Here is a 22,793-nt window from a genome sequence, read left to right as displayed (position 1 = left end):
CGAGGAAGGAATCGATATGGGTTGCGCAGGATGCCGCGGCGACTACGCCGCACCGGGTGGAGCGGGGCACGGCGGGTCCGTCGCGCCGGACACCGGCTGCCCACAATGCGAGCTGGATGTCTTCGTCCGCAACAATTACTTCACCGGCAAGATGATGGGCGCCGGCGAGTTCCAGACCGAGACCCGCTATCACGGCGACAAGCAGCGCCACCACAACCTGCGGCTGCACGGCGCCGGCGTGGTCTGCGGGCTGAAGGTGCGCCAGCACGAGTCGCCCGATTGCCGCAGCCGTTTCCTGGTGGTGGAGCCGGGCTCGGCGCTGGACTGCTGCGGGCACGAGATCCTGGTCACGGCCCCGGAGATCGTCGAACTTGGCCACGACCGCGAACTGCTGCGGGTCGCCGGCGACGGTCGCCTGCACACGCTGGCGCTGTGCCTGGCCTACCGCGAGTGCCCGACCGATGAAGTTCCGCTGCTGTACGACGAGTGCGGTTGCGACGACACGCAGTGCGCGCCCAACCGCATCCTCGAATCCTTTTCCTCGCACCTGCAGCTCGATCCGCCGCTGCCGGATGCACAGCTGATGGCCGCCGCGGCGCGCGGCGCGATCAGCGCCAGCAACCGCCACGCGGCCACCGGCTTCGTTGCCGCCGTGGAAGGCGGCCGCGTCGCCCTCGTCGATCCGGCCGATGCCAGCCGTGTGCTGCTGCTCGATCCGCAGCGGCGGGCGCTCAAGCTCGCCGGCCTGCAGGCACCGGCGCGTGCGATCGCCGCGTCGGCCAACGGCAAGTGGGTGTTCGTCGCGCAGGCGCCGGAAGGCGGCGCCAGCACCGGGAGGCTGCGCGTGTTCCGGGGTGATGACCTGACCGAGGTGACCCCGGCCACCGGCAACGCCGCCAACTGGAACGTGCCCGACGCGCCGGCCACCGCCGCCATCACGCTGGCCGCCGGCAACGATCGGCTGTACGCGTACAACGGCGCGAGCGGCAAGCTCCATGTCTGGGCTGGCGATGCCACGCGCGGCATCGCCGACGGCAGCGCACCGGTGGCCCACCTGCTCGCCGCCGGCCTGTCCGAGCTGCGCGTGGAGCCGGGCAACGGCGCCGCCGTCGCGCTCGGGCCGGTCACGGCCGGCCAGCGCCAGATCCGCCGCTACGCGCTGCCCGCCACGCCCGGCGCCGGCGCGATCACGCCCACTGTGCTGCCCGCCACCGGCACGGCCAGCGCGCTCGCGTCCGGTACCGTGGGCAACCCCGCGAAGACCCTGCTGGCAGCCGCCAGCGCGGACGACCGGCGCGCCTACCTGATCGATCCCGCCGCCGGCAGCGTGGCGGCGCAGGTGGATTTCGACCACCCCCCGATCGCCATCGGCCTGCTCCCCGCGGCTGACGGCAGCACCTGGCTGCACGCGCTGCTCGATGCGGGCGGCGTGCTGTACGCGCAGGCGGCGCTGCTGCGCAGGGACAGCGCCAACCTGCAGGTCGACGTGGCCGCCGCGCGGCTCGCCGGCAACGGACCCAACCTGGCGGTGGTGCTGGCGGACGACGGCCGTGCCGCGCATGTGCACGCGGCCGCGCTGGCGGAAGGCGACTGCGCCGATCACCTGTGGAAGCAGCTCGAGGCCTGCCCAGGCTGCAGCGAACCGGATTGCCTGCATCTGGCTACCATTGCCAACTACAAGCCCGGCATGCCGCTGCTGGACCTGCCGGCCGCGGTCGATGACCTGGCACAGGGCCGCGCGCGCATCGACAACCGCAGCGGCCGGCGCCTGCTCGCCAGCACCGCCACGCTGCAGTCCTGGCTGCAGTGCCTGCAGTTGAAGGGCGGCGTGCCGGGACCGGCCGGCCCCGGCGGTCCCGCCGGCCCGACTGGCCCCGGCATCGAGCGCGTGATCGTCAACTGGCTTCCGGCCGGCAGCCCCGGCACCGCCAGCTATGACGGCACCACGCGCGAACTGACGCTGGGCATCCCCGGCGGCGAGGACGGGCTCGACGGCTTCGGCATCGATGCGGTGACGGCGAGCTTCATCGACCCGCCGGCGGCGGGGTCGGCCACCCTGGTCGACCAGCCTGCGCCGAGTCGCAACAAGAAGCTGGTGCTGGTGATTCCCAAGGGAGCCAACGGCACGAACGGTGTCGACGGGTTCGGCATCGACGCGGTGTCCGTGAGCTTCGTCGATCCGCCGGCAACCGGGTCGGCCACGCTGGTGGACCAGCCATTGCCGAACCGCAACAAGCGGCTGGTGCTGGTGATTCCCAAGGGCGCCAATGGCATCGACGGCAAGGACGGCGTGGGCCTGGAAAAGGACCTCGTCCAGCTGCGCGAGATCAGCTGGCGCCACAACCAGCCCACCGCGCGGCTCGACGAGATCGACCTGCGAGGCAACCGGATGCCCGCCTTGTGGCTTCGTTTCACCGCGCCGGTGTTCATCGCCGACCATGGCTCGCAATTCCTGTCGCCGCAGGTGCTGCGCGTGTTCATCCCCGAAACGCGCATGCAGCGCCACCCGACCCGGATCGATCAGATGCGCGGGCTCATGGAGGACAGGTTCGGCCGGCTGTGCGAATGTCCGTTGAGCGGCATCGTGGTGCCGGCGCAGCTGGCTGGCCCCGGGCTGCTCAAGACCGTGCCCACGTCGTACTCGGACCTGTGGGCCTTCGTGCCCTCGCAGGCGGCCCTGAAGCTGCTGATCGACGCGGCCAGCCTGCGCGTGGAGCTGCACGGCGACTTCGTCATCGACGAGCAGTGCCGCGCGGTGGACGTGGAGTACGCGCGCGCGGAGCTGCCCTCGGGCGATCGCCCGCGCGGCTCCGAGTACGGCATCCAGGGCGGCGTGTTCACGAGCTGGACCTGGATGGGCCGGGACCTGCCCGAGCTGGGCGGCCACCCGGACGGCAAGCGCATCGACCTGAACACCGGCAACGTGAGCGACCTCGTCGGCGTGCCTGGCATCAGCGCGAAGCTCGCCGCCGCCATCGTCAGGGACCGGAGCCAGAACGGCCCCTATGCCGACGTCGACGACCTGCACCGCCGCCTGAAGGTGTGCGAAGTGCTGTTCGATGCCATGCGCGGCGCGCTCACCGCCTGACCGCCCCAATGCCGAGCCCCCATGTCCGTCCGCACCCTCCGGAGACCCGCATGCCTCAATCCACCGTGAGCGCGCGCCGCCCCGCCTATCCCGGCGCCTATGCCGAGCGCGAACCGCAGGCGCCTGCCGCGCGCCGGCCCGATCCCTGCGCCGACGAGCGCCCCGCCTGTGCGGCGTGCGGCGGCCTGCAGTGCCTGTGCCGGCCGCGCTTCTTCCCCGGCCAGCTCCTGAGCGACGAGGACCTCAACCGCCTGCAGCGCTACGTGATCGACAAGAACCGCCTGCGCAACCGCTACCTCCATGGCTGGGGCGTGGCCTGCGGACTGGAGGTGACCTGCGACCCCTGCGCCGCCGGCGGCGTGATCGTGCGCAGCGGCTACGCCCTGTCGCCGTGTGGCGACGACATCGTGCTGTGCAATGACCAGGCGGTGGACCTCTGCGCGCTGATCGCCGACTGCCGGCCGCAGAGCGGGCCGGTGTGCGACCCGCCGTACCAGACCGGTCCGCGCGAATGCCGCGGCGGCACCGAGGAATGGGTGCTCGCCGTCTGCTACGACGAGCGGCCCACGCGCGGCATCACCGCGATGACGGGCGCCGCGGACACCGGCTGCGGCTGCGGCGGCATATGCGGTTGCGGCGGAAGTTGCGGTGGCGGCTGCGGTTGCGGCGGCAAGGCGGGCAGCAGCGCGGTCTCCTCCGGCGCATCGCGAAAGCGCCGCAGCGAGCCACAGTGCGAGCCGACGCAGGTGTGCGAAGGCCACCGCTTCATCGCCTACCGGCTGCCCCCCGCCCGGGAGCTGGCGGGCATGGGGCTGCGCGACGCCAACATTTCGGTGAACAGGCAGCAGGACCTGATGTTCGCGTGGCTGTTCGCCAATCGCAGCCGCTTCGGTCCGATGCTCGAGCGGCTGCTGTGCTGCGTGGTGCGCGCGTTCGAACTGCGCGCCACCTGGCGCGAAGGGCTCAAATACGACGCCGGCAATGCCCTCCAGGCCTACCTCGATTACGCAGAGGCGCTGCGCGAGTTCGCCGCCGATTTCGCGATCCACCGCTGCAAGTCGCTGGCGGAGATCACGCGGTTGGTCGACGAGGCGCGCGGCCTGGCGATTCCGGCCGCGACGCTCGACCGGGTCAACGCCGGCAACGCCGCGCGCAAGCAGCTCAACATGGCCGAAGTCGGCAACCGCCTGGCCGCGCTCGACCAGGCGTGGATGAACCTGGTGACGGAGTGCCTGTGCTCGGCGCTGCTGCCGGCCTGCCCCCAACCGGCGCCGCTGAACTGCGTGCCGTTGGCCGTGCTGAAGGTGGAACCCGGCGACTGCAAGGTGACCGACATCTGCAACTGGCGCGAACGCAAGCTGCTGATCACCTGGCAGACGGTGGGTTACTGGCTGTCGTGGCTGCCCTGGCGCCGGCTGCAGGAAGGCATCGCCAGGATGTGCTGCGCCGAGGGCCGGCACAGCAACGGGCTGTTGCTGCTCGCCATCGTATTGGGGGTGGCCTTCAGCGGTCAGGCCAGGGCCAAGGCCAAGGCGAGGTCGATGCCGTTCCACGCGACCGTCGCGCCGAATGCCGAAGGCGCTGCACCAGCCGCCGCACCCGAGCGAGCCGGCGAAGGGATCGAGCGCGCCACCCGCATCGACGACGTGGACAGCGCATTGAAGGCCGACAACCTGATGCTCGATCTCGTCGGCCGCTTCGATCTGCTGCGCGCCGGCGCCGTGCCGGACGCGCCGGGCTGGGCGCAACTGGCGGCCGCCGCGGCCGACGGCAGCCTGGTGGACATCGTCGCCACGCTGGCGGCCAGCGGCATGGCCGGCACGCCGGGCGTCGCCGCACCGGGCGCGGACCTGCGGGCCGAACTCGCCGCGATGAAACAGCAGCTGGCCGAACACCGCAGCGAGATCGATGCGCTGCGCCGCGAGCGGTGAAGCGCACCTGACACCAAGGAGACTTTGATGGGCGCCCAGGACCAGCGGCCGCGATTCTTCGAGGGCCAGTACCTCGCTGCCGACGACCTGGCGGCGATCGTCGATTACCTGCGCGGGGCCGACGCGCGCCACGCGCTCGGGGCGCATGCCTGGGGCATCGCCGCGGGGCTCACCCTGACCGAACACCCGGCCCCCGGACCGCAGGGGCGGCGCGAGGTGATCCTCACGCCCGGCGTGGCGTGGGACGGCCACGGCCGCGCGATCGTGGTCACCCGGCCGACGCGCCTGCCGGAAACGCTGTTCGCCTCCTTCGCCTACTCGCCGCTGGCGGACGAGCCCGATGCACAGGGCAAGCCGGCCGCGGGCCGTCCGGTCAGGGTGTGGCTCAATTACCGGGAGGAACACGCCCGGCCGCCGGCGCGCGGCTTCGAGAACTGCGAACCGGGCGACCAGAACGCGCGCGTGCTGGAGCGCTTCGAGTTCGTGGTCGGCGACTTTGCGGCCGGACCCGCGCGGCGCGGCAACGTTCTGGTGGGGACCGACAGCGTCCCGCCGGACGAAGCGCTGCGCCGGTTCGATCCGGCCCAGCCGCTGATTCCCGACGAGTCGGTGCCGCAGCAGACCTTTCCCTCGGGGCGGTCGCCGTGGCTGGTGCCGCTGGGCTACGTGCGGTGGGTCGCCCGCGAGGACGACCTGGGCTACTTCGCCGAGCGCGAGCGCGTGGCTGCCGACCGGCTGGAGGACTGCACGCGGGCGCTGCGCCGCTACGTGGGCGTGATCGCCGAGCGCGTGCTCGGCGCCGACGGCCACATCGTGCTCGCTTCGCGCTTCGATTCACCGATGGCGCGCCATCGTTTCACCTGCCTCCTCAACGGCCCGCTGGCCGCCGACGCGCGCAAGGACCTGGCCTGGGTCGAAGGCAACCTGCGCGCGCTGGGCGACGTGAAGCTGGCCGGTTCCCGGTTGCAGCTGCGCGATGCCGACGGGCAGGATCAGCAGGTGCCGATGTACCTGGCCCGGTATGGCGATGTCATCGCCCCCGCCGCCAAGGCCTGCTGCGAGGCCGCGGCCGAGCCGCTGCAGGGCGACCCCAAGTCCCCGCGCGAGCTGCGCATCGCGATCGGCGCCAAGGGCCAGAACGCGCACAGGCTGGTGGTCGGCCCCGAGACTCCGCCCGACGCCACCAAGGGAGAGACGGAGATCTCGCTGGCCCCGCGGCTGGTGGTCAGGAGCGGCAACGCCGCCGGCGATGCGGAAGGGCAGGTGGGCGTGAACACGGCCAGCCCCAAGGCCGCGCTCGAGGTCAAGGGCGACTGGGGCGGCGAGGACGGCGCGGTCCGCGTGTCGGGCACGCAGCCTTCGATCCGCTTCAACGAAACCACGCCCTGGCTGCTGCAGGCGGGCACTTCGCCGCCGCAGGGCTTTCGCATCGCCAACCGCATGGGCAGCGACTGGAGTGCGGTGGTCAACATCACCGCCACCCAGCGCGTGGGCATAGGCACCGCCGAGCCGCGCAGCCCGCTGTCGGTGCGCGCGCAAGCGGCGGAGTCGAGCGACATCGCCGAGCGCGAGCGCTGGGATGAGCTGGTCAGCTTCGAAGACCGCGCAGGCGCCAAACGGTGGCACCTGAACCTGATGCGCGATGCCACCGGCAAGCACCTGAACTTCGCGCAGACCGGCGTGGCGGATGCGCGCCTGTTCCTGCAGGCCGGCGGGCGCGTGGGCATCGGCACCAGCGCGCCCACCAACCGCCTGCACGTGGACAGCCCGGACGGCATCCGGCAGGGGCGGCTCTACCTGAGCGGCGGCGTCAACTGGAGCTCGATCACCTACAACGCGCACCACAGCGCCGACGGCAGCGCCTGGGTGTTCCCCGATCCCACCCGCAAGGTGATGACGATCGAGCTGGACGACAACGGCGGCACGCCGCGCTTCGAGGTGTACAGCAACGCTGCGGGAAGCCAGTCCGGCTGGCGATCGCACTTCCGCATCCAGGGTGGCGACGCCGCCACCGAGGTCACCGAGATGGCGCGTGCCGGCGGCCGCGTGGGGATCGGCACCCCGACGCCGGGGGCCAAGCTGCACGTGGTGGGCGATGTCGTGGTGAGCGGCAAGCTGGGCGTGGGCACTCTCCCGCTGGAGGCGCTGCACGTGGCCGGCAACTTCCTGCGCGTGGACGGCGCCGGCGCCGAGATGGCGTACCTGGGCGGCGACGCGTCCAGCGGCGGCCGCCAGCCCGGCGGCCGCGACGTGCAGCTAGGAAGTCTGAACAGCGGCGTGCATGCGGTGCACCTGTACAACCGGGGCGGCAACCGCTTCATGGACCTGGAGTGCCGCGGCATCTGGCGCGTCTCGGAGCACACCCCGTCGGACGAGACGCTCAAGGAAGACATCCGCCCGCTCGCCGATCCGCTGGCCATCGTCGCGCGCTTGCGCGGGGTGAGTTTCCGCTGGCGTCCCGGCTCGCCCGGCGATCCCGGGGACGGCGCCGCCCCCAGCCAGCATTTCGGCGTCATCGCGCAGGAGGTGGCCCAGGTGCTGCCGCAGGTGGTGGCGGGCTCCGCGCAGAGCCTGGCGGTCGAGTATGAAGGCTTGATCCCCTGGCTGATCGAAGCGGTCAAGGCCCTCAAGGGCGAGGTGGACGCATTGCGCGCCGAGGTGGCGCAACTGCGCAGCGCGCAAGCCCCTGCCCGGCCACCGCGGTCCGCTGCGCCCCGCGCCCAGGCCGCTGCGCCGCCGCCGCAGCCCGCCACTGCGCCGCCGCCGGGCAAGGTGCTGCGGCGCAAGCGCGCGAAGTAGGGCGCAGGACACCGGGAGGCCACATGCTCGAGATCGACCGCCTGCGGATCGAACTGTTCGCCACCGCGGCGCCACGGCGCGCCGCGGACCTGAAGCAGCGAGTGGCAGCCGCGGTGCCGACCGGCATCGCGCGGGCGCTCGCGCCGGTGAACCACGGGCGCGACGACTCGCTGTGCTTCATCGACACGCTGGCGGTCGAATGCGCGGTTGCGTGTGCGTCCCAGTCGATCGACGAGGACGCGCTGGCAGCGGAGGTCGCGCGTGCCTTCATGGGCGCCTATGTCCGCGCGCTCGCGTCCGGCCGAGTGCGCCGCTTTGCCGATCGCGGCGAGTACCTCTCGCAGTTCTGGATCGCGCTCGCCGAGGGCAGCGCCGCGCGCCACTGGTGGTTCGACGAGTTCGAAGGCTTGCGCCCGCTGCCGGTCTCGGGCGCGCTGCGCACCTCCATGATCGAGGCCGGCGCGCTGGCGCCGGCAGCGCTGGCGCGGCTGACCGCTGGCACCGCCGCCCAGGTGCTGGCGCTGCTGGCCAGCGCGGACGCGCGCCGCGTGCGCGACGCCTGGGCGCTGTGCGAAGCCGGTGCCGCACCGCTGCTGGCACCGCTGTGGGAACGGGCGCAGGCGCTGGCCGACGACCCGGTGGCTGAACTGGCGGCGGTGGTGGCCATGCAGCGCGGCGGCACGGCGGTTGCCCCCGCCCAGGTGCTGCGTGCGCTCGCCGCCCTGCGCCGGCTGATAGCGGCGGCACGCGCGCTGCGCCTGCCGGTGCCACCGCCGGCATCGGCGGAACTGGCCGAGTGGTGGCAGCACGCGTGCGCGGCGGCCCAGGTCAGCGCCTGCTGGGAGGGCAGCGATGAAGCGCAGCTTGCCGTGGCCGAGGCACTCGTCCGCTTGCAGTGGCAGGCGGCCGCTGCGGCCGGCCGGTCGGTGCGGCCGGCGGACGACACCGCGTCGCTGACCTGCGTCACGCCCCACGGCGGCCTGCTGCTGCTGTTGCGCGTCATGGCGTGGCTCGGCTGGCCGGGCCGCTGGCAAGTGGTGCTGGCTGCCAACGCGGCGAGCGCCGACGCCGCCGCCCACGACGCGCGCCTGCTCGCCTTCCTGCTGGCCGCCCGCGCACTGCGGCCCACCGGCACGGCACTGCTGAACGATTCCATCCTGCTGCGCCTGCTGGCCCTCGATGCGGCGCGCCGGCGGCAACTGCACGCCGACCCGGCCGGCCGGCGCGCATTGCGCAGCGCGCTGCAGGCGACCGGCCAGGGCAGCTTGCGCGCGACGGCCGGGGTGCTGCTCGACGCCCTGGCCGACAGGCTGCCGGGACTGGCGGGATCGTCTGCCGGGTACCTGCGCGCGCAGGCCTTGTCGATGAGTGCGGTGGTCGCCCTCGGCAGCCCCGACGAACCCGCCTCTCCGGCGACGGCGGTGGTGCGGCTGCGTCCCGCCCCTCTCGATGCACTGCTGCGGCTGGCCGGCATGACGCGCGGCGCGCTGGAGCTGCCGCGCTGCCGCATCGTGCTGGAGGAAGAGGGATGAACGCGCCGGGCCGCGCCGGACTGGCGCCAGCCGAGGCTGGCTTCGCGCCTGCGCTGGCGCGGCTGGACCGGCTGATCGAGCGCGAGATCCTGCGCCTGCGCGCGCGCTACGAGCTGTCGCTCGACGAGCTGCGCGGCCTGTATGTGTCCGATGCGCAGGTCGATGCGCTGCTTGCGAGCCGCCAGCCAGCAGAGGTGCGGGCCGATTCCCCGGGCGCGGCCGGCGCCGGCGCCGACATCGATGCCGGCCCTGCCGCGGGCAGCGCGCCGCAACTGGCGGCCGCGGCGCCGCGCTGGCAGGCGCTGTGCGGGGCGCTGGCGCTGCAGCCGGTCGAACAGGACTTGCTGCTGCTGGCACTCGCCGCCGAATTGCAGCCGCGGTACGAAACGCTGTACGCCTACCTGAACAACGATCTCGGGCGCCGCCACCTGACCACGGAGCTCGCGATGCGCCTGCTGGCCCCGGACAGCATCGCCGCCCCGGGTTCAGCCGCCGACGCGGTGCGGCTCGCCGGCAACTTCGCCGACGCGGCCGCGGCCCAGCGCCTGGCGTTGCGCGCGGCCCTGGCGCCGGATGCGCTGCTCGTGGCCGCCGGCCTGCTGCTGCCCGCAGGCGCGGCCGACCTGCCGCGCGCCCAGCGTGGCTGGCGCGCGGCGCCGCCGCTGACCGACTGGTTGCTGGGCCTGGGCTGGTCCGACGAGCGCCTGCCACCGGCGGTGTTCTCCTCCTGGCGCAGCGACGGCGGCGGCTGCGGCGTCGAGGATCCGGGCGTGCCGTGCTGCCTGCGCCCGCGCGCGGGTCGGCTGGCCCTTGCCGTCGACGCGAGCCTGGTGCGGCAGCGCGCGCTGGTTGCCGTGGTGAGCGCAGCCTCGGCCGATGACGCGCAGTACGTCGCCCACCGCGTGCTGGAGCAAGCGGGCTGCGACGTGCTGCAGCTCGACCTGCGCGCGCTGCGAACGTTGCCGGCGCCGGCGGAGGCGGTGAGTGCATTGCAGTTGCAGGCGCGCGTGACCGGGCAGGCGCTCCTGGTGGTACCGCTGGATGCGCTGGCCGAACCCGACGGCCGCTTGCACGAGCCGTTGCTGTCGGCGCTGCGCCGCCTGGGCGCCGCGCTGCCATGCCTGTATGCGACCGGCCCCGGGCGCTGGCGCGAAGCGGTGGCCGCCCTGGGCCTGCGCGAAGCGGCGCTGTCGGAAGACGACGATGGCGCGGCCGACGGCGTGTTCGAGCTCGCCGTGCCCGAGTTGAGCGGCGTGGAGCGCGCCGCGCTGTGGCGAAGCGAACTCGCCGTCGCGGACGCAGGTGCGCGGCTCGATGTGCAGGCGCTGGCCGATCGCTTCGTGCTCGGCCCGGTGCGCATCCGCCGGGCCGCGCGCCGCGCCCTCGAGCTGCTGCGCGATGGGGGCGCCGCCGGCGTGCAGGCGGCCTGCTTTGCCGCCGCGCGGGCCTTGTCCGCCGAAGATGCGGTTGGCGTCACGCGCGCAATCGATTCCAACCTGCGCTGGGACGACCTGGTGCTGCCGGCGCCGGTGGCGACGCGGCTGCGCGAGGTGCTGCGCGCGATCGAACTGCGTCCGCGCGTGCTCGACGACTGGGGCCTGGCGCGGCGCCTGGACGGCGCGCGCGCCATCAACGTGATGCTGGCCGGCGTCTCCGGCACCGGCAAGACGATGGCCGCGGGGCTGATCGCGCTCTCGGTGGGCATGGACCTGCACCGTCTGGAGCTGGCCGCCGTGGTGTCCAAGTACATCGGCGAGACCGAAAAGAACCTGGACCGCGCCTTCGACGCCGCGCGGCGCGCCAACGCGATCCTGTTCATTGACGAGGCCGACGCGCTGCTGGGCAAGCGCTCCGAGGTCAAGGACGCGCACGACCGCCACGCGAACGTCGAAACCGCCTACCTGCTGCAGAAGATGGAAGACCACGATGGCGTGGTCATCGTCGCCACCAACCTGGCCGGCAACCTGGACGAGGCGTTCTCGCGCCGCATGCAGTTCGTGATCGACTTTCCGCTTCCCGACGCGGGCGGCCGCGAGCGGCTGTGGCGCGGCATGTTGCCGCCGGCGTTGCCGCTGGCGGGCGACATCGACTTCGCCTTCCTGGCGCGCCAGTTCGCGCTGGCCGGCGGCGACATCCGCAACGTGGTGCTCGATGCCGCTTACGCGGCCGCCGCCGACTCGGCGCCCCTGTCGATGCGCCACCTGTTGCCGGCGGTGGCCCGCCAGCAGGCCAAGCGCGGCCGGGCGATGGACCGTGCGCAGCTGCGCGAATATGCGCATCTGCTCGAGGCGCGCTGATGGCGGCCACCCGACATGAACGCTGCGCGGCGCGCCCCAGGTGGCCGGTGCCGTGTGGGGACCTCCGGTGAGGCGTTGGTCCGCGCCCCCGCCGGCACGTTACTACGTGCCCGTGCTCGCCGGCGCAGCGGGTGCGGGCCCGCCGCAGGCCGTGCACGAAGCAGGCGCCACTGCAAAGCCGGGGCTGTCCCTGCTCGGGAACCAGGCCGTCCAACGCAGCATCGCCGCCGCGCGCGCGGATCCCGGCGCACCACTGGAGGATGCCGCCCGCGCCCAGGTGCCGGCCGCCTTCGGCGCCGTCGACGACCTGCGGGTCCACGCCGGCCCGGGGGCCGCCGCTGCGACGGCGGCACTGGGGACCCAGGCGTTTACCGTCGGGCGCGACCTGTTCTTCGCCCCAGGCGCGTACGACCCTGGCACCGTCGCCGGTCGACGCATCCTGTCCCACGAGGTGGCCCATGGCATCCAGCAGCGCGGCGCCGCGCCGAATGCCCGACCGCCCCCCGGTCCCGCCGAGGCCGAGCACGACGCGGAACACGCGGTGGCAACCGGCAGCGCCCCGCGGCTGCAGGCCGCCGGAGCCCAGGTCATGGCGTTCCCGGATCCGCCGGTGCGGACCCCGGCCGAGGAACTGTTCAACGAATACAAGGGCAAGAGCGAAAAGTGGTACTACCGCGCCGACCACGCGGCCCCCTTCGGCAAGAAGCTGCTGGGACTGATCGACGCCGGTGAGATCGTCCTGGTCACGGACGTGCTCCTCCTGCTCGCGGCGGACCCCGCGATCGCGGCCGCGGAACGCCGGGGGATGTCCTTGCAGATCGTCAGGGACATCCGGCTGGAGAAGCTGGACGAACTGGCCGGCAACGAAGCGGGCCGCACTCTCCTCACCGCGATCTCCGATCCGCTGCAATGGGGATGGGGAGTGCTGCGGGGGCGGGTGCGGGTGGAGGATGCCCTGGCGCGCGCGCGCGGCCACGAGGCAGCGGAAAAGACCTTGACGGAGGCCGGGCAGCGCGTCGACCTCATGCCGGAGCCCGAGGAGCTGGAACCCCTGGACGTATCGGACGTCGGCGATGGCCTCACCCGCGTGCGGCTGATGCTGGCGCGCTTGCGCGAGCGCTACCAGGCCGACATCGAGATCGGACCGGCGCTCGTCCAGGCTGAAGCGGACCTCGATGCGCGGTTCGCAACGAGCGCGGACCAGGAGGTCGATCTCGAGGACGACGCGCGCCAGCTCGGTGCCACCTCCGCCATCGTCAGCCGGTGCGCCGACGCCCTGGGCAAGTTCGACCGCATGCTGCCGACGCCGGGCACGCCCACCGAAAGCGATCCGCTCACGCTGCACTACCTCCAGATCGTGGGCGGAGTCCGCCACGACTGGATCATGGCACTGGACCAGGCGCTGATGCCGGGCGGGCCGAAGCTGCTGTCGATCGCCGAGGCCAGGTCCGCGGCCCTGCCGGACGCGCTCCTGCAGCTCTACCTGGCCAGCGTGCCCGAACACGGACGGCATTTCGCCTACCTTTCGGAGAGTGTCGACGGCATGCTGGCCTGGGTGGGCTGGACCCAGGCAAAGGTCGTCGCGCTGCGCGAGGAGGCCGACGAGCCGCCCAGTGGCAGGCCGGCGGACGACGAAGCGCGCGAACAGCGGCGCCGCCGCGACGCCCAGCTGATCGCCTACAGCATGGAGGGCATCAAGCTGTGGGACCGGGCGATCCGCGCCCACGAGGAGGTGAACCTCGGCGTGTCGCCGATCGGGCACGTCGCGCCGCACGTCATGGCCTCCTATGCCAGCCTCGGTCGCCTGCGCACGCGATGCGAGGCGATGAAGACGGCCGCGCTCGCGGAGGACGTCCAAACGCTTGCCGCGCTGGCCAAGCGCAACCGGGAAGACCCGGACATCGAGCAGTTCTTCCACAACCTGCCGGGGTTCATCGCCAGCGCCAACCTGCTGCCCAGCGTGGTGCTCCAGCTCCTGGTCCAGTTCACCATCCTGAAGGTCGCGGCGATGACGGCGTCCGCGGCGGGCGCGCTGGTCTCGGCGGGGGAGGGCGCGTCGCTGCTCAACGTCTCCGCCCAGGTCGCGCTCGAGTCCCTGGTCTTCACCGGCACGACCCGGGTAATGCACGCCGCGATCGGGCAGCCATCGAAAGAGTCCTTCCTGTTCGACCTGGCGATGAACGTCGGCCTGTTCGGCATGTTGCGATTCACCGGGGCCGTGGTCCGCTCGGCGATGGTCTCGCGCGGGCTCGAGGCCTACACCGGCATGGCGACCCATGTCAGCGCCTTCGCCGTGCTGCAGGCGCACGGCGCGCTGCACTTCAGGCTCGCCAAGCACCGCTGGCCCAGCGCCAAGGAGGTTGGCGACATGTCGATCGACGGCCTGATCATGTACGGCGCCCTGGTGGCGACCCATCGCCCGCCGGCGGTGAAGCCCAAGGCGCACTCCGGGTTGGCGGTTCTCGAGATGCTGCACGGCAAGTTCGGTGAGCGGATGGCATCGGTCGAGACCGCGAAAAACCGGCTGGCCGCGCGGATCTACGAGCAGATGCGAGCGGAACAGGCGGCCGATCCGGCGGTGCAGAAGCAACTCGAAGCGGAGGCCGCAGGTCTGGAAGCCGCGTTGGTCCAGTTGCTGGCCGAGGTCAAGGCCGATCCGGCTTTCGATGCGGCGAAGCTGCGCGAGACGCTGCAGGACCCCGCCTTGCAGACGGCCGAAACCTCCTCCGAACTGCTGGCGCAATCGTTTGGCGTCCCGTCCGCTGCGAGACTCACCCCCGCCGGCGAAACGCAATATTCCTACGCCCCCGGTGCGACCGAGGTCGTCGCCCAGGCGCTCGAGGCAAGGAACGCGGTCGTCACCGACGTGGTGGACGCCTCCGGGCGGCACACCCTGGTGGCGGAGACGCCCGGCGAGCCGCCGATCTTCCTGAGCGAGCGCACTGGGCCGCCGGAGACGCGAACGCCCAGGCGGATCTACGTCCGCGCGGCGCCGGTTCCCGAGCCGCCGCCCGCGCCCGCGCGCACCCGCAACCCGCCCAAGGGCGAGGTCCTCGCGCCGGACGGCGGTGTGACGAAGCAAGGCCTCACCGTGGTGCGGCGGACCACCGGCAATCCCAACCTGACCATCGACCAGGCGAACCTGAAGGTGGCGAGCGAGCCGCATGTGCACGAGGCCCTGGTCAGGGAGCACGTCAGGCGCGCCATCAACCGCGGTGAAATCCCCGGGCGGCTGGTCAGCGGGCACAAGATGAACATCCGCGGGTATGTGGAAAAAATCCCGGACCGCTCCGCCGACCCGCCCAGCCTCGAAGAGTCCACCCGCGACTTCATCGATCGGCCGGAAAATTCCGCCTTGCGCAACGACCTGGTCGGCCGGCTGATCAGGCTGCGCAATGTGCTGCGGATGCCGGCCGCCGAGCTCTCCGACGCGGCGATCGCGGGCGATCCATGGGGAGCGTCGGCCCGGCTGCAGGCCAAGGCGGAGGCGGCGCAGGCCCCCGCCATGCTGCGTCGGGCGGCCGACGATTACGTTGCCATGTTCTCGCGCTCGATCGGCGACCTGCAGCCGGACATGATGGCGGTCTCACCGGGCGGCGTGAAGGTGATCGACGCCACGCAAACCGTCGGCACCCAGTTCGAAGTCTTCCATGAGTTCAAGACCCGGCTCTACATGCGGATCGTCGAGCAGGTCACGGGCCTGCCCACCAGCGGCCTCGAGTTCCGCTCGACGCGCGAGCAACGGCCGCTGTAGCGGGGCGAAATGCAGACGCTAGCTACTCGGCCGGCATGGCCGCACCGCTCATCGCAACCGCGTCTCCGCCAGCGCGGAGGCTCGCATGGCTGAAGGCGGCAAGCAGCCGGCGGGCGCCGCGCCACGCGCGGCTGCGGCGCGGACGCCGCAGCCTGTGCACCTGGGTGCCTCCAGCATCAACGCGCCGACGAGCAGGGCGACGCCGATGACGAGCGCAGGCAACCAGGAGGTGCAGCGTTCCCTTTCCGGCAGAGGCGCGCCGGCCTTCGCCGGTGGCTGGCCGGCCGCACTGCCGCCAGCACCGCAGATCGAGCAGATGTTCGGTGCCGACTTGACCAGCAGCCTGCGCGTTGACCTCGGCGTGAGCGCGCCCGGCGGGCGCAGCACTGCACGCGCGGCCGCCAACCTGGACACGCTGCAGTTCCGCGATGCGCGCCCGCCCACCTCGGTGCTGGTGCATGAACTGACGCATGTGGCGCAGGCGCGCCGCGGCGCGGGCGGCGCCGCGACGAGTGGCCGCGAGGCGCTGGAAAGCGAAGCCGCCGCCGCCGCGCGCCAGCCCCTGGGCACGCCGCTGCACGTGGCCGGCAGCAGCGACGGCGGCTGGCTGTACGACGACCCGCCACGCGGCGCCCGCGAGCTGCGTGCCGCGCTGTTTCCGAGCGTCCTGCTTCCCTTCGAACCCTGGCGGGTGCTCGCCATCCTGCGCGAGAACGCCACGCCGCCGGAGCGCATGGCGCAGCTGCGACGTGACTACGGCGCAAGCTTCTTCCGCGACCTGCGCGAGAAGCTGGGCGGCAGCGAATGGGGCGCGGCACGCGCCTACCTGGGCGCGCAGCTCACGCTGGCCGAGCTGATCCAGACCCACACCGGCCGCATCTGGGACGACGAGCGCGGCATCTTCGACGCGCTGGACCGCTGGCCGGATGACGACGTGCTGCGCATGGTCGAAGAAGACGTGGCCCACGCCTCGCTGCTGGCCGTGGCGCTGGGCGTGCCGGCCGCGCTTCCGGTTGCGCCCGGCGAGCCGGCCGCAGAGACGCCGGGGGTGCCGCCCGCACGCGCGAGCTGGACCGAGGTGACCGCCGCGCTGGCCGCCGCGCTCGACGACGACGAGCAGTACCGCGCCACCCAGCTTCTGCTGACCAAGGCGGAGCGCGCCCGCGCCCGGCGGCCGCTGCCGGCTGCGGCGCCCGGCGCGGTCGATCCGCTGGTGCAGCAGCGCGTGCGCTACGCGTTCTCGCGCATCGAATTGGCGGAGACAAATGATCGGCCGCGCGATGCCTATCTCGCACTGGCCGACCTGAACGCCGCCCAGCGCGCGCTGCTGTTGCCGATGCTCAACGGCCGCAGCCGCTGGCCCAACCTTGGCGGTGCGATCGATACGCTGCGCAGCATTGCCGCCGAACCCGGCGACGCGCTGGCCCTCGAGCGCGCGCTGCGCGCGGCGGCGACGGGCAGCGGCGACATTTCGCCCGTGATGCTGCGCCACGCCGCCGGCCGGGCCGGCGCACTGATCGCCCGCGCGCGCTCCCGCGTCGACCTCCCGCCCGCAAGCCTCACGCCGGACGGCCTGGCCGCGCTCAATGCCGAAGTGACGGCGCTCGAACGACAACTGCACGAAGCAGGCCTGGTGCAGGCGCTGTACTTCGCCTCGCCCGAGGCCGGAGCCGAAACCCTGGGGGCGCTGGGCCTGCCGCCGCACGGGATCGCCGAGCTCACCGTCAACCGCGTCACGAGTTTCGAGGAGCTGCTGGCATGGATGCGCAACATCCCCGCCGCACGCCGGCTAGAGGTTGCGCAGTCGCTCTGGTACCAGGCCAAGGTCACGCAGGTGCTCGGAACCAGTCCCCCGCCTGCGCAGCTCGAAGTGCTCTGCGCGGCGATCTACGAAGACAACCCGGAGCTCGCCGACACCGATGTGGGGCGCGACATGCAGGCGCTGCTCACCGCCTACGACATCGAGCAGCGCTTTACCGCCGGTGACCGGGTGGCGGTGTGGACCGCGCTGTCGCGCATGAGCGAGGAGCGGCGCACGCGGCTGGCCGCCCATCCGCGCATGACCGCGTATGTGGCACGCCTGCGCCACGGACTTTCCACCGACTGGGTGGCCGGCGGCGACCTGAGCCGCGCGCTGGCCGGGGAGGCCGACGAACTGCTGCGGCAGGACGCGCTGCGGCTGACGGTCCGGGGCGGCCGCCCCACCATCGTGATCGCGGATCCGCGCGCCTACATCCAGGTCATCAACCACGATCCCGGCGCGCAGGCCGAACTGCGGCGCGGCATGGTGGTGGCGCGGCGCCGCGCCGCGAATCCGGAGGAAAGCTTCACGCCCGAGGACCTGCGGATGGCCGACCACTACGAGGCGCTGCTCTCGGCCATCGACGCGATCGACGACCCGGCGATGGACGAGGCGCTGCGCAACGCCGCCTTCGGCGAGGTCGCCCTCGCAACCACGGACGGGCCGCAGACGCCTACCTCGGAGGCGGACTTCATGCACTTCCGGCTGGAAGACCGCGTGGGTGCGCTGCGCACGGCCGGCTCGACCATCCGCGATGCCTGGGCCTGGGAAGGCACGACCGTCGACCAGGCCGTCACCGAATTCCGCATGCTGTACGGCCGGGTGCGCGAGGGCGGCGTCAGCCAGGGCGAGCTGGCACAGCTGGCCGACCTGTACTACCGTGCGATGAACGCCATCGACGTGTTCGCGCCCGGCAATCGCTCGTTCGCTTCCAGCGCGGCGATGATGGCGGCGGCGGTGGCCGGCGCCATCGTGGTGACGGTGGCCAGCGGCGGCACGCTGGGACCGGTGGCGGTGGGCGCGCTGGCGAGCTTTGCCGGTGCGGCGGCGGCCGGCGTGACCGGCTATGCGATCCGCGGCGAATCTTCGACCGGCGACGTGCTGACGGACGTTGCCACCGGCGCGGTGGAAGGCGCGGTGGCGGTGGCGAGCGCCGCGCTCGCCGCGCGCATCGTGCACGGCGCCGCGCTCGCCCGCCCGGCGGGCCAGGCAGTCCGGATCGCCAGCGGCAATTCGGTGCGAGCGGCCACTGGCGGGGCCGGAGCCCTGCTGGCCGAAAGCATCATCGACGGGGCGATCGGCGGCGCCAGCGGCGAGCTGTTCCAGACCGCCATCGACGAGAGCACGTGGAACCGCGGCGTGGCCAGCGCCTTCGCCTCGCTGCTGGCGGCGATCGGACGCGGCGCCGCTTTCGGCGCCGGCGGCGGGCTGATCGGCGGCGCGATCGGGCTGGCGGTGCGGCGTGTGATGGGCAGCCTGGGCGCGAGCGAAGCGCAGGAGCTCGGCCGACTGCTGCAGCAAGCCGGCATCGCCAACGCCGACCGCCTGAGCACCGAGACGCTGGAGGCGATCGCCGCGGCCAACCGGCTGGCCCGTGCCGGCGACATCGACGGCGCGCAGGCGGCGTTGCGCGGCGTGCGCGGCCTGGCCGCGGCCGATGTCGCAGCGCTGGAGTCGGCGATGCGGCGCATGCACATCGTGCGCGCCGCGCTCGACGTCGGCGAGGTCGACGCCAGCCGCTTTGCCTCCCGCATCACCGAAGTCGACGAGGCCGAGTTCCTTCGCCACGCCACCGATCCGCGCGCCCACGCGGTGGTGCGCTTCGAGGGCGGCGAGCCGCACGTCTACGTGCGGCGCGGCTCGCCGCCTTCCGCGGTGCGCGAGGAGATCGAGCACCTGCTGCAATGGCACGGCGACCCGGTGATGCGGGCCCGCATGGCGGAGGTGGCCGGTGTCACCGACGAAGCCTGGCGCGGCATGGCCGCCGCGGAGCGGGTGCGCCTGGCGCGCGAATCGCTGATCGTGGAGGCCGACGCCCAGCGCCGCATCCTGGCGCGGGTGGAAGGGCGCGCGCGCAGCGGCGATGCGCTGGCCGAGAGCGAGTGGCTGGCCGCCGAAGAGGCGCTGTTCGACCTGAACCGCCGCATCCGCCAGCTGGAGACGGCGCTGGAGCGGCCCGACGGCATCGACCTGCGCGCGCTGCGGCTGGATACGCCGACGCCGCCGCAGTTCTACGCCACCGTCACGCCGGGCGAGGTGGCGGCGGAACTGACGGCGGCGCAGCGCGCCACGCTGGATCGCTTCGAAGGCCGTTCGGCCAGCGCCGTCAGCGTGCAACGCGACCTGCGCCGCGCCGGCTACGTGCTGCACGAGCGCGACGGCCGCATCTTCCGGATCCAGCGGCCTCCTGAGGGGGCGGTGGGGCGCGACCTGCCGCACCTGACCGTGGGGCCCGACGGCAGGATCGCCCAGGGCCGCGCCGGCTGGCGCTCGCACGAGGACCTGCGGGCCGATGCCGAGATCCTGTGGCGCGCCGAGCAGGACCGGCTGGCGCGGCTGCGCGCCGACGTCTCCGCCGGCCGCCTCGGCGGCGCGGCGCTCGCCGACGCACGCGCCGCGCTGCGGGGCACGCCGTTCCGCAACCACCTGCGCAGCCTCGTGGAAAGCGGCGCCATGAACGAAGCCGACGCCGGCCTGCTGCTGGTCTGGGCCGACTTCGTCGAAGAGGTGGCGCAGCGCATGGACCGCGCGCCTTCCGCACTGCGGGCCGTGGGCGCGCTGCCGCGCGCGCCCGGCGGCATGACCGACAGCGCGCTGAGCAGCTTTCGCGGTGCGCTGCGTGAGGAGGTGGCGCAGTTCGTCGCCTCCATCCCCACCGGGCGTCGGCGCATCGAGGTGCTGCACCAGATCCTCGAGGCGGCGCCCGACAACCGCACTCGCGGCGAGCTGTTCACCGCGTTCCGCCAGCGGCTGTGGGCGGCCGAGGGATCGAGCGTCACCCGCGTGCTGGACGCTGCAGGCGATCCTGTCTCTCCGACCTTCGACTTTCCCGGCTTCGGCAGTTCCGGCCGCCGCACCGCCGATGACCTGGTCGACGTGGCCGCCGGCCACGGCACACTGCCGCGAGGCCGGTATGCGGTCGAGGACAAGACCGGTGCCGGCGCCTTCAGCCTCGCCCAGGCGCAGGACTACGCGCGCACCACCGCACCGCGCCGGGGCCTGCGCCGCTCGCCCACCGCGCCGGCCGCCGAGGACTTGAACGGACTGGTCTACGTGTTCTCCACCCCTGCCGATGCGCAGCGAGCGCTGATCCAGATGGAAGCCGATGCGCTGGTTGCGCCGCTGCTCGGGCGCGCGCGCGGCGGGATCCATGTCGCCCATTACGATGCCAGCGGTGCGCTCGTGTTCTCCGCGCATACTGCGCCGGTGCGGCGATGATGTTTGCTGAGGCCCGATGGTGTCCTGCCGATGAAATCCACTGCTTCTGCTGAAGGTGTCCCCCCTGCCGCGCCGCTGCCGCAGGCGCTGCGCCTGCTGGTCGAATGCCCGGTCGCCACGCCCATGCCGGTGGTCGGCGCTGCCCTCGCTGCCGCCGCTGGCAGCGGCATGGGTGCGTGGTCCCTCGGTGGTCCCGGCGGCCCGCAGGGCAGCGGCGCCGACGCGCTCACCCACGCGCTGGCGGGCGAGCTGAACGGTCTCGATCACTTCCTCTCGGTGCAAGTGACCAGGGAAGGCGTGCTGCTGCCGGTGGTCGCCGCCCGGCACGCGCAACGGCTGGTGCTGCGCTGCCAGTGGGATCGTCCGGGCGCCGATGGCGCGCGCGCGCAAGCGGACGCGCGCGACTGGCTGGCGCAAGCGCAAGCGCTGCTGGCCGCGTTGCTGCCCACGCTGCCGGCAGAGCTGGCCGAGATCGCCCGCGAACCGGACGGCAGTGCCAGCTTCATTCCCTCACCGCCGCTGGCGCGACTGCGCCACGCCTGGATGACCGACGCGGCCGAAGTCGAAGACGTCTACGGCCCGGCCGCGGCGGCCTTCCTGGCGGCCTGGGAGGAGCGCAGGGACCTGGCGGGCAGCTGGCTGCTCACGCGCGCGCACGCCGCGGTCAGCGAGCCGGATTGGGCCGCCGCCGTCGCCGACCACCAGCTGCGCCTGGCCAAGGCCGCGCCGGCGGGCGAAACCGACTGGCACCGCGCCGTGCCGGCCGAATGGAACGCCCGCTGGCTGAATGCGGCGCACCAACACCTCCACTTCGTCGGCCGTGACGACCAGGAAGCGCTGGTTGAATTTGCCGCGAGCGTTGGCGACGGCGGTTTGTCGCTCGGCGAGCTGCAATCCCTGCACGAGTTGCGCAGCCAGGCGCAGGACGGCCGAGGGCGCCCCGTGCGTGCGGTGCGCGTGGTTTACCCGTCGGTGCAAGAAGCAGCCGTCGACGCAGGGGTCCTGGCTGACCTGGGGATCGATTGCCGCGCCTATGCGGCCGAGGGGGAGCTGGTGGCCGTGCCAAGGCAAGCGGCCTGAGGGGGGCGCGTTCGATGGGATGGAATGGGGCGAGTGGCCGTGACTTGAGAACCGCCGAGACCGGCGGACCACATGGAGCCGATAGGCTCGTCCCATCGAGGAAGGTGGTGGGTCCTGTAGGATTCGAACCTACGACCTACGGATTAAGAGTCCGCTGCTCTACCAACTGAGCTAAGAACCCACTGCAGGAAACTGAGCTGTGAAGCGACGGCCGGCGTCGCCCGCGACAACATGTTGAAGTTTATCACAGCAACATTTCGTCTTCGGCGTCCAGCATTCCGGGGGCGCGTAGCACTGTTTTCCTGCCTAGAACTGGATGCCCGCCTCACCCCCCGCCAAGGAGATCCCGATGAATGCACCCCTTCCGCGCCGCGTCTTCCTCATGACCCTGGCCGCCTCCGGCGCAGCGCTCGCCACCGGCGCACGCGCACAGGCCATGGTCGATGAGAAGGAGCCGCAAGCCGTGGCGCTCGGCTACGTGGCCGACGCCAAGCGGGCCGACGTCAAGAAGTTTCCGAAATACGCGGCCGGCCAGAACTGCGCCAACTGCGCGCTCTACCAGCCGAAAGGCGACAAGGCCGGAGCCTGTCCGCTGTTCGCCGGCAAGCTGGTGGCCGCGCCCGGGTGGTGCAGTGCGTGGGCGAAGAAGGCCTGAAGCTGCGTCGACGCAATCGGCGCAACAACGCGCCCCGTCTCACGACTTCTTCGGCTCGTCGAGCGCTTGCTTGACGTCGCCGTAGGCCTTCTGAACCGTTCCGGTGGCCTGCCTGGCGATGCCTTTGACCTGCTGTTTGCGGCTGCCGACGGCCTTGCCCGCCTGCTCCTGCACCTTGCCGGCGGCATCGTTCAGCGCGCCCTTCACTTGATCCTTGTTCATCGAAATCTCCTTGGCATGGCAATGGACGGATCGGACCGAGGGGGCGTACCGCACATCACCTGGCTGAAGAATATGCACTGGCCCACGCTTGTCTGTACGGTGGCGTGCTTTACGGCGACGGCTCTGCGGGACTAGTATGGGTGAGCCTCCCACAGCGCCGCCGGCGCCGGACAGCACTGCCCCCCGATACCCCCGC

General features: G+C 72.6%; 10 protein-coding genes and 1 tRNA gene. 9 read left to right on the top strand and 2 right to left on the bottom strand.

The features are described 5' to 3' along the window. Positions 1 to 16 precede the first annotated feature (16 nt). The 8 genes from WG902_RS09690 (at position 17) to WG902_RS09655 (ending at position 21,720) form a co-directional block, all read left to right on the top strand. Positions 17 to 3,088 (top strand): ComEA family DNA-binding protein, encoded by a 3,072-nt coding sequence (locus tag WG902_RS09690; RefSeq protein WP_340059822.1) that lies wholly within the window; start codon positions 17 to 19, stop codon positions 3,086 to 3,088. A gap of 50 nt (positions 3,089 to 3,138) precedes the next feature. Further along, complete coding sequence (locus WG902_RS09685) at positions 3,139 to 5,019, top strand: hypothetical protein (RefSeq protein ID WP_340059821.1); 1,881 nt, start codon at positions 3,139 to 3,141, stop codon at positions 5,017 to 5,019. A gap of 27 nt (positions 5,020 to 5,046) precedes the next feature. Continuing rightward, positions 5,047 to 7,818, top strand: a complete 2,772-nt coding sequence (locus tag WG902_RS09680) for a tail fiber domain-containing protein (RefSeq protein WP_340059820.1) — start codon at positions 5,047 to 5,049, stop codon at positions 7,816 to 7,818. Between the two features lie 23 nt (positions 7,819 to 7,841). Further along, positions 7,842 to 9,350, top strand: coding sequence for a hypothetical protein (locus WG902_RS09675; RefSeq protein WP_340059819.1), 1,509 nt, complete (start codon positions 7,842 to 7,844; stop codon positions 9,348 to 9,350). Beyond that, a complete protein-coding gene (locus tag WG902_RS09670; protein WP_340059818.1) occupies positions 9,347 to 11,647 on the top strand; it encodes an ATP-binding protein in 2,301 nt (766 codons plus the stop codon). The genes WG902_RS09675 and WG902_RS09670 overlap by 4 nt, the downstream gene beginning before the upstream one ends. Before the next feature lie 67 nt (positions 11,648 to 11,714). Continuing rightward, complete coding sequence (locus tag WG902_RS09665; protein ID WP_340059817.1) at positions 11,715 to 15,401, top strand: DUF4157 domain-containing protein; 3,687 nt, start codon at positions 11,715 to 11,717, stop codon at positions 15,399 to 15,401. 85 nt (positions 15,402 to 15,486) lie between these two features. Further along, positions 15,487 to 20,640 carry a hypothetical protein gene (locus WG902_RS09660; RefSeq protein ID WP_340059816.1) on the top strand — a complete coding sequence of 1,718 codons (5,154 nt, stop codon included), beginning with the start codon at positions 15,487 to 15,489 and terminating at the stop codon, positions 20,638 to 20,640. A gap of 30 nt (positions 20,641 to 20,670) precedes the next feature. Next, positions 20,671 to 21,720 carry a hypothetical protein gene (locus WG902_RS09655; protein ID WP_340059815.1) on the top strand — a complete coding sequence of 350 codons (1,050 nt, stop codon included), beginning with the start codon at positions 20,671 to 20,673 and terminating at the stop codon, positions 21,718 to 21,720. 105 nt (positions 21,721 to 21,825) lie between these two features. Here the strand turns inward: WG902_RS09655 and WG902_RS09650 are convergent. Beyond that, a tRNA-Lys gene (locus WG902_RS09650) sits at positions 21,826 to 21,901 on the bottom strand. Between the two features lie 168 nt (positions 21,902 to 22,069). Here WG902_RS09650 and WG902_RS09645 point away from each other — a divergent pair. After that, positions 22,070 to 22,375 carry a high-potential iron-sulfur protein gene (locus tag WG902_RS09645; protein ID WP_340059814.1) on the top strand — a complete coding sequence of 102 codons (306 nt, stop codon included), beginning with the start codon at positions 22,070 to 22,072 and terminating at the stop codon, positions 22,373 to 22,375. Positions 22,376 to 22,414: 39 nt separating this feature from the next. Here WG902_RS09645 and WG902_RS09640 read toward each other — a convergent pair whose 3' ends face one another. Continuing rightward, positions 22,415 to 22,597, bottom strand: coding sequence for a CsbD family protein (locus tag WG902_RS09640; protein WP_340059813.1), 183 nt, complete (start codon positions 22,595 to 22,597; stop codon positions 22,415 to 22,417). Positions 22,598 to 22,793 lie beyond the last annotated feature (196 nt).

This window comes from Ramlibacter sp. PS3R-8 (assembly GCF_037572435.1).
Classification (GTDB): domain Bacteria; phylum Pseudomonadota; class Gammaproteobacteria; order Burkholderiales; family Burkholderiaceae_C; genus Ramlibacter.
This window is presented reverse-complemented; position numbering and strand designations above follow the sequence as displayed.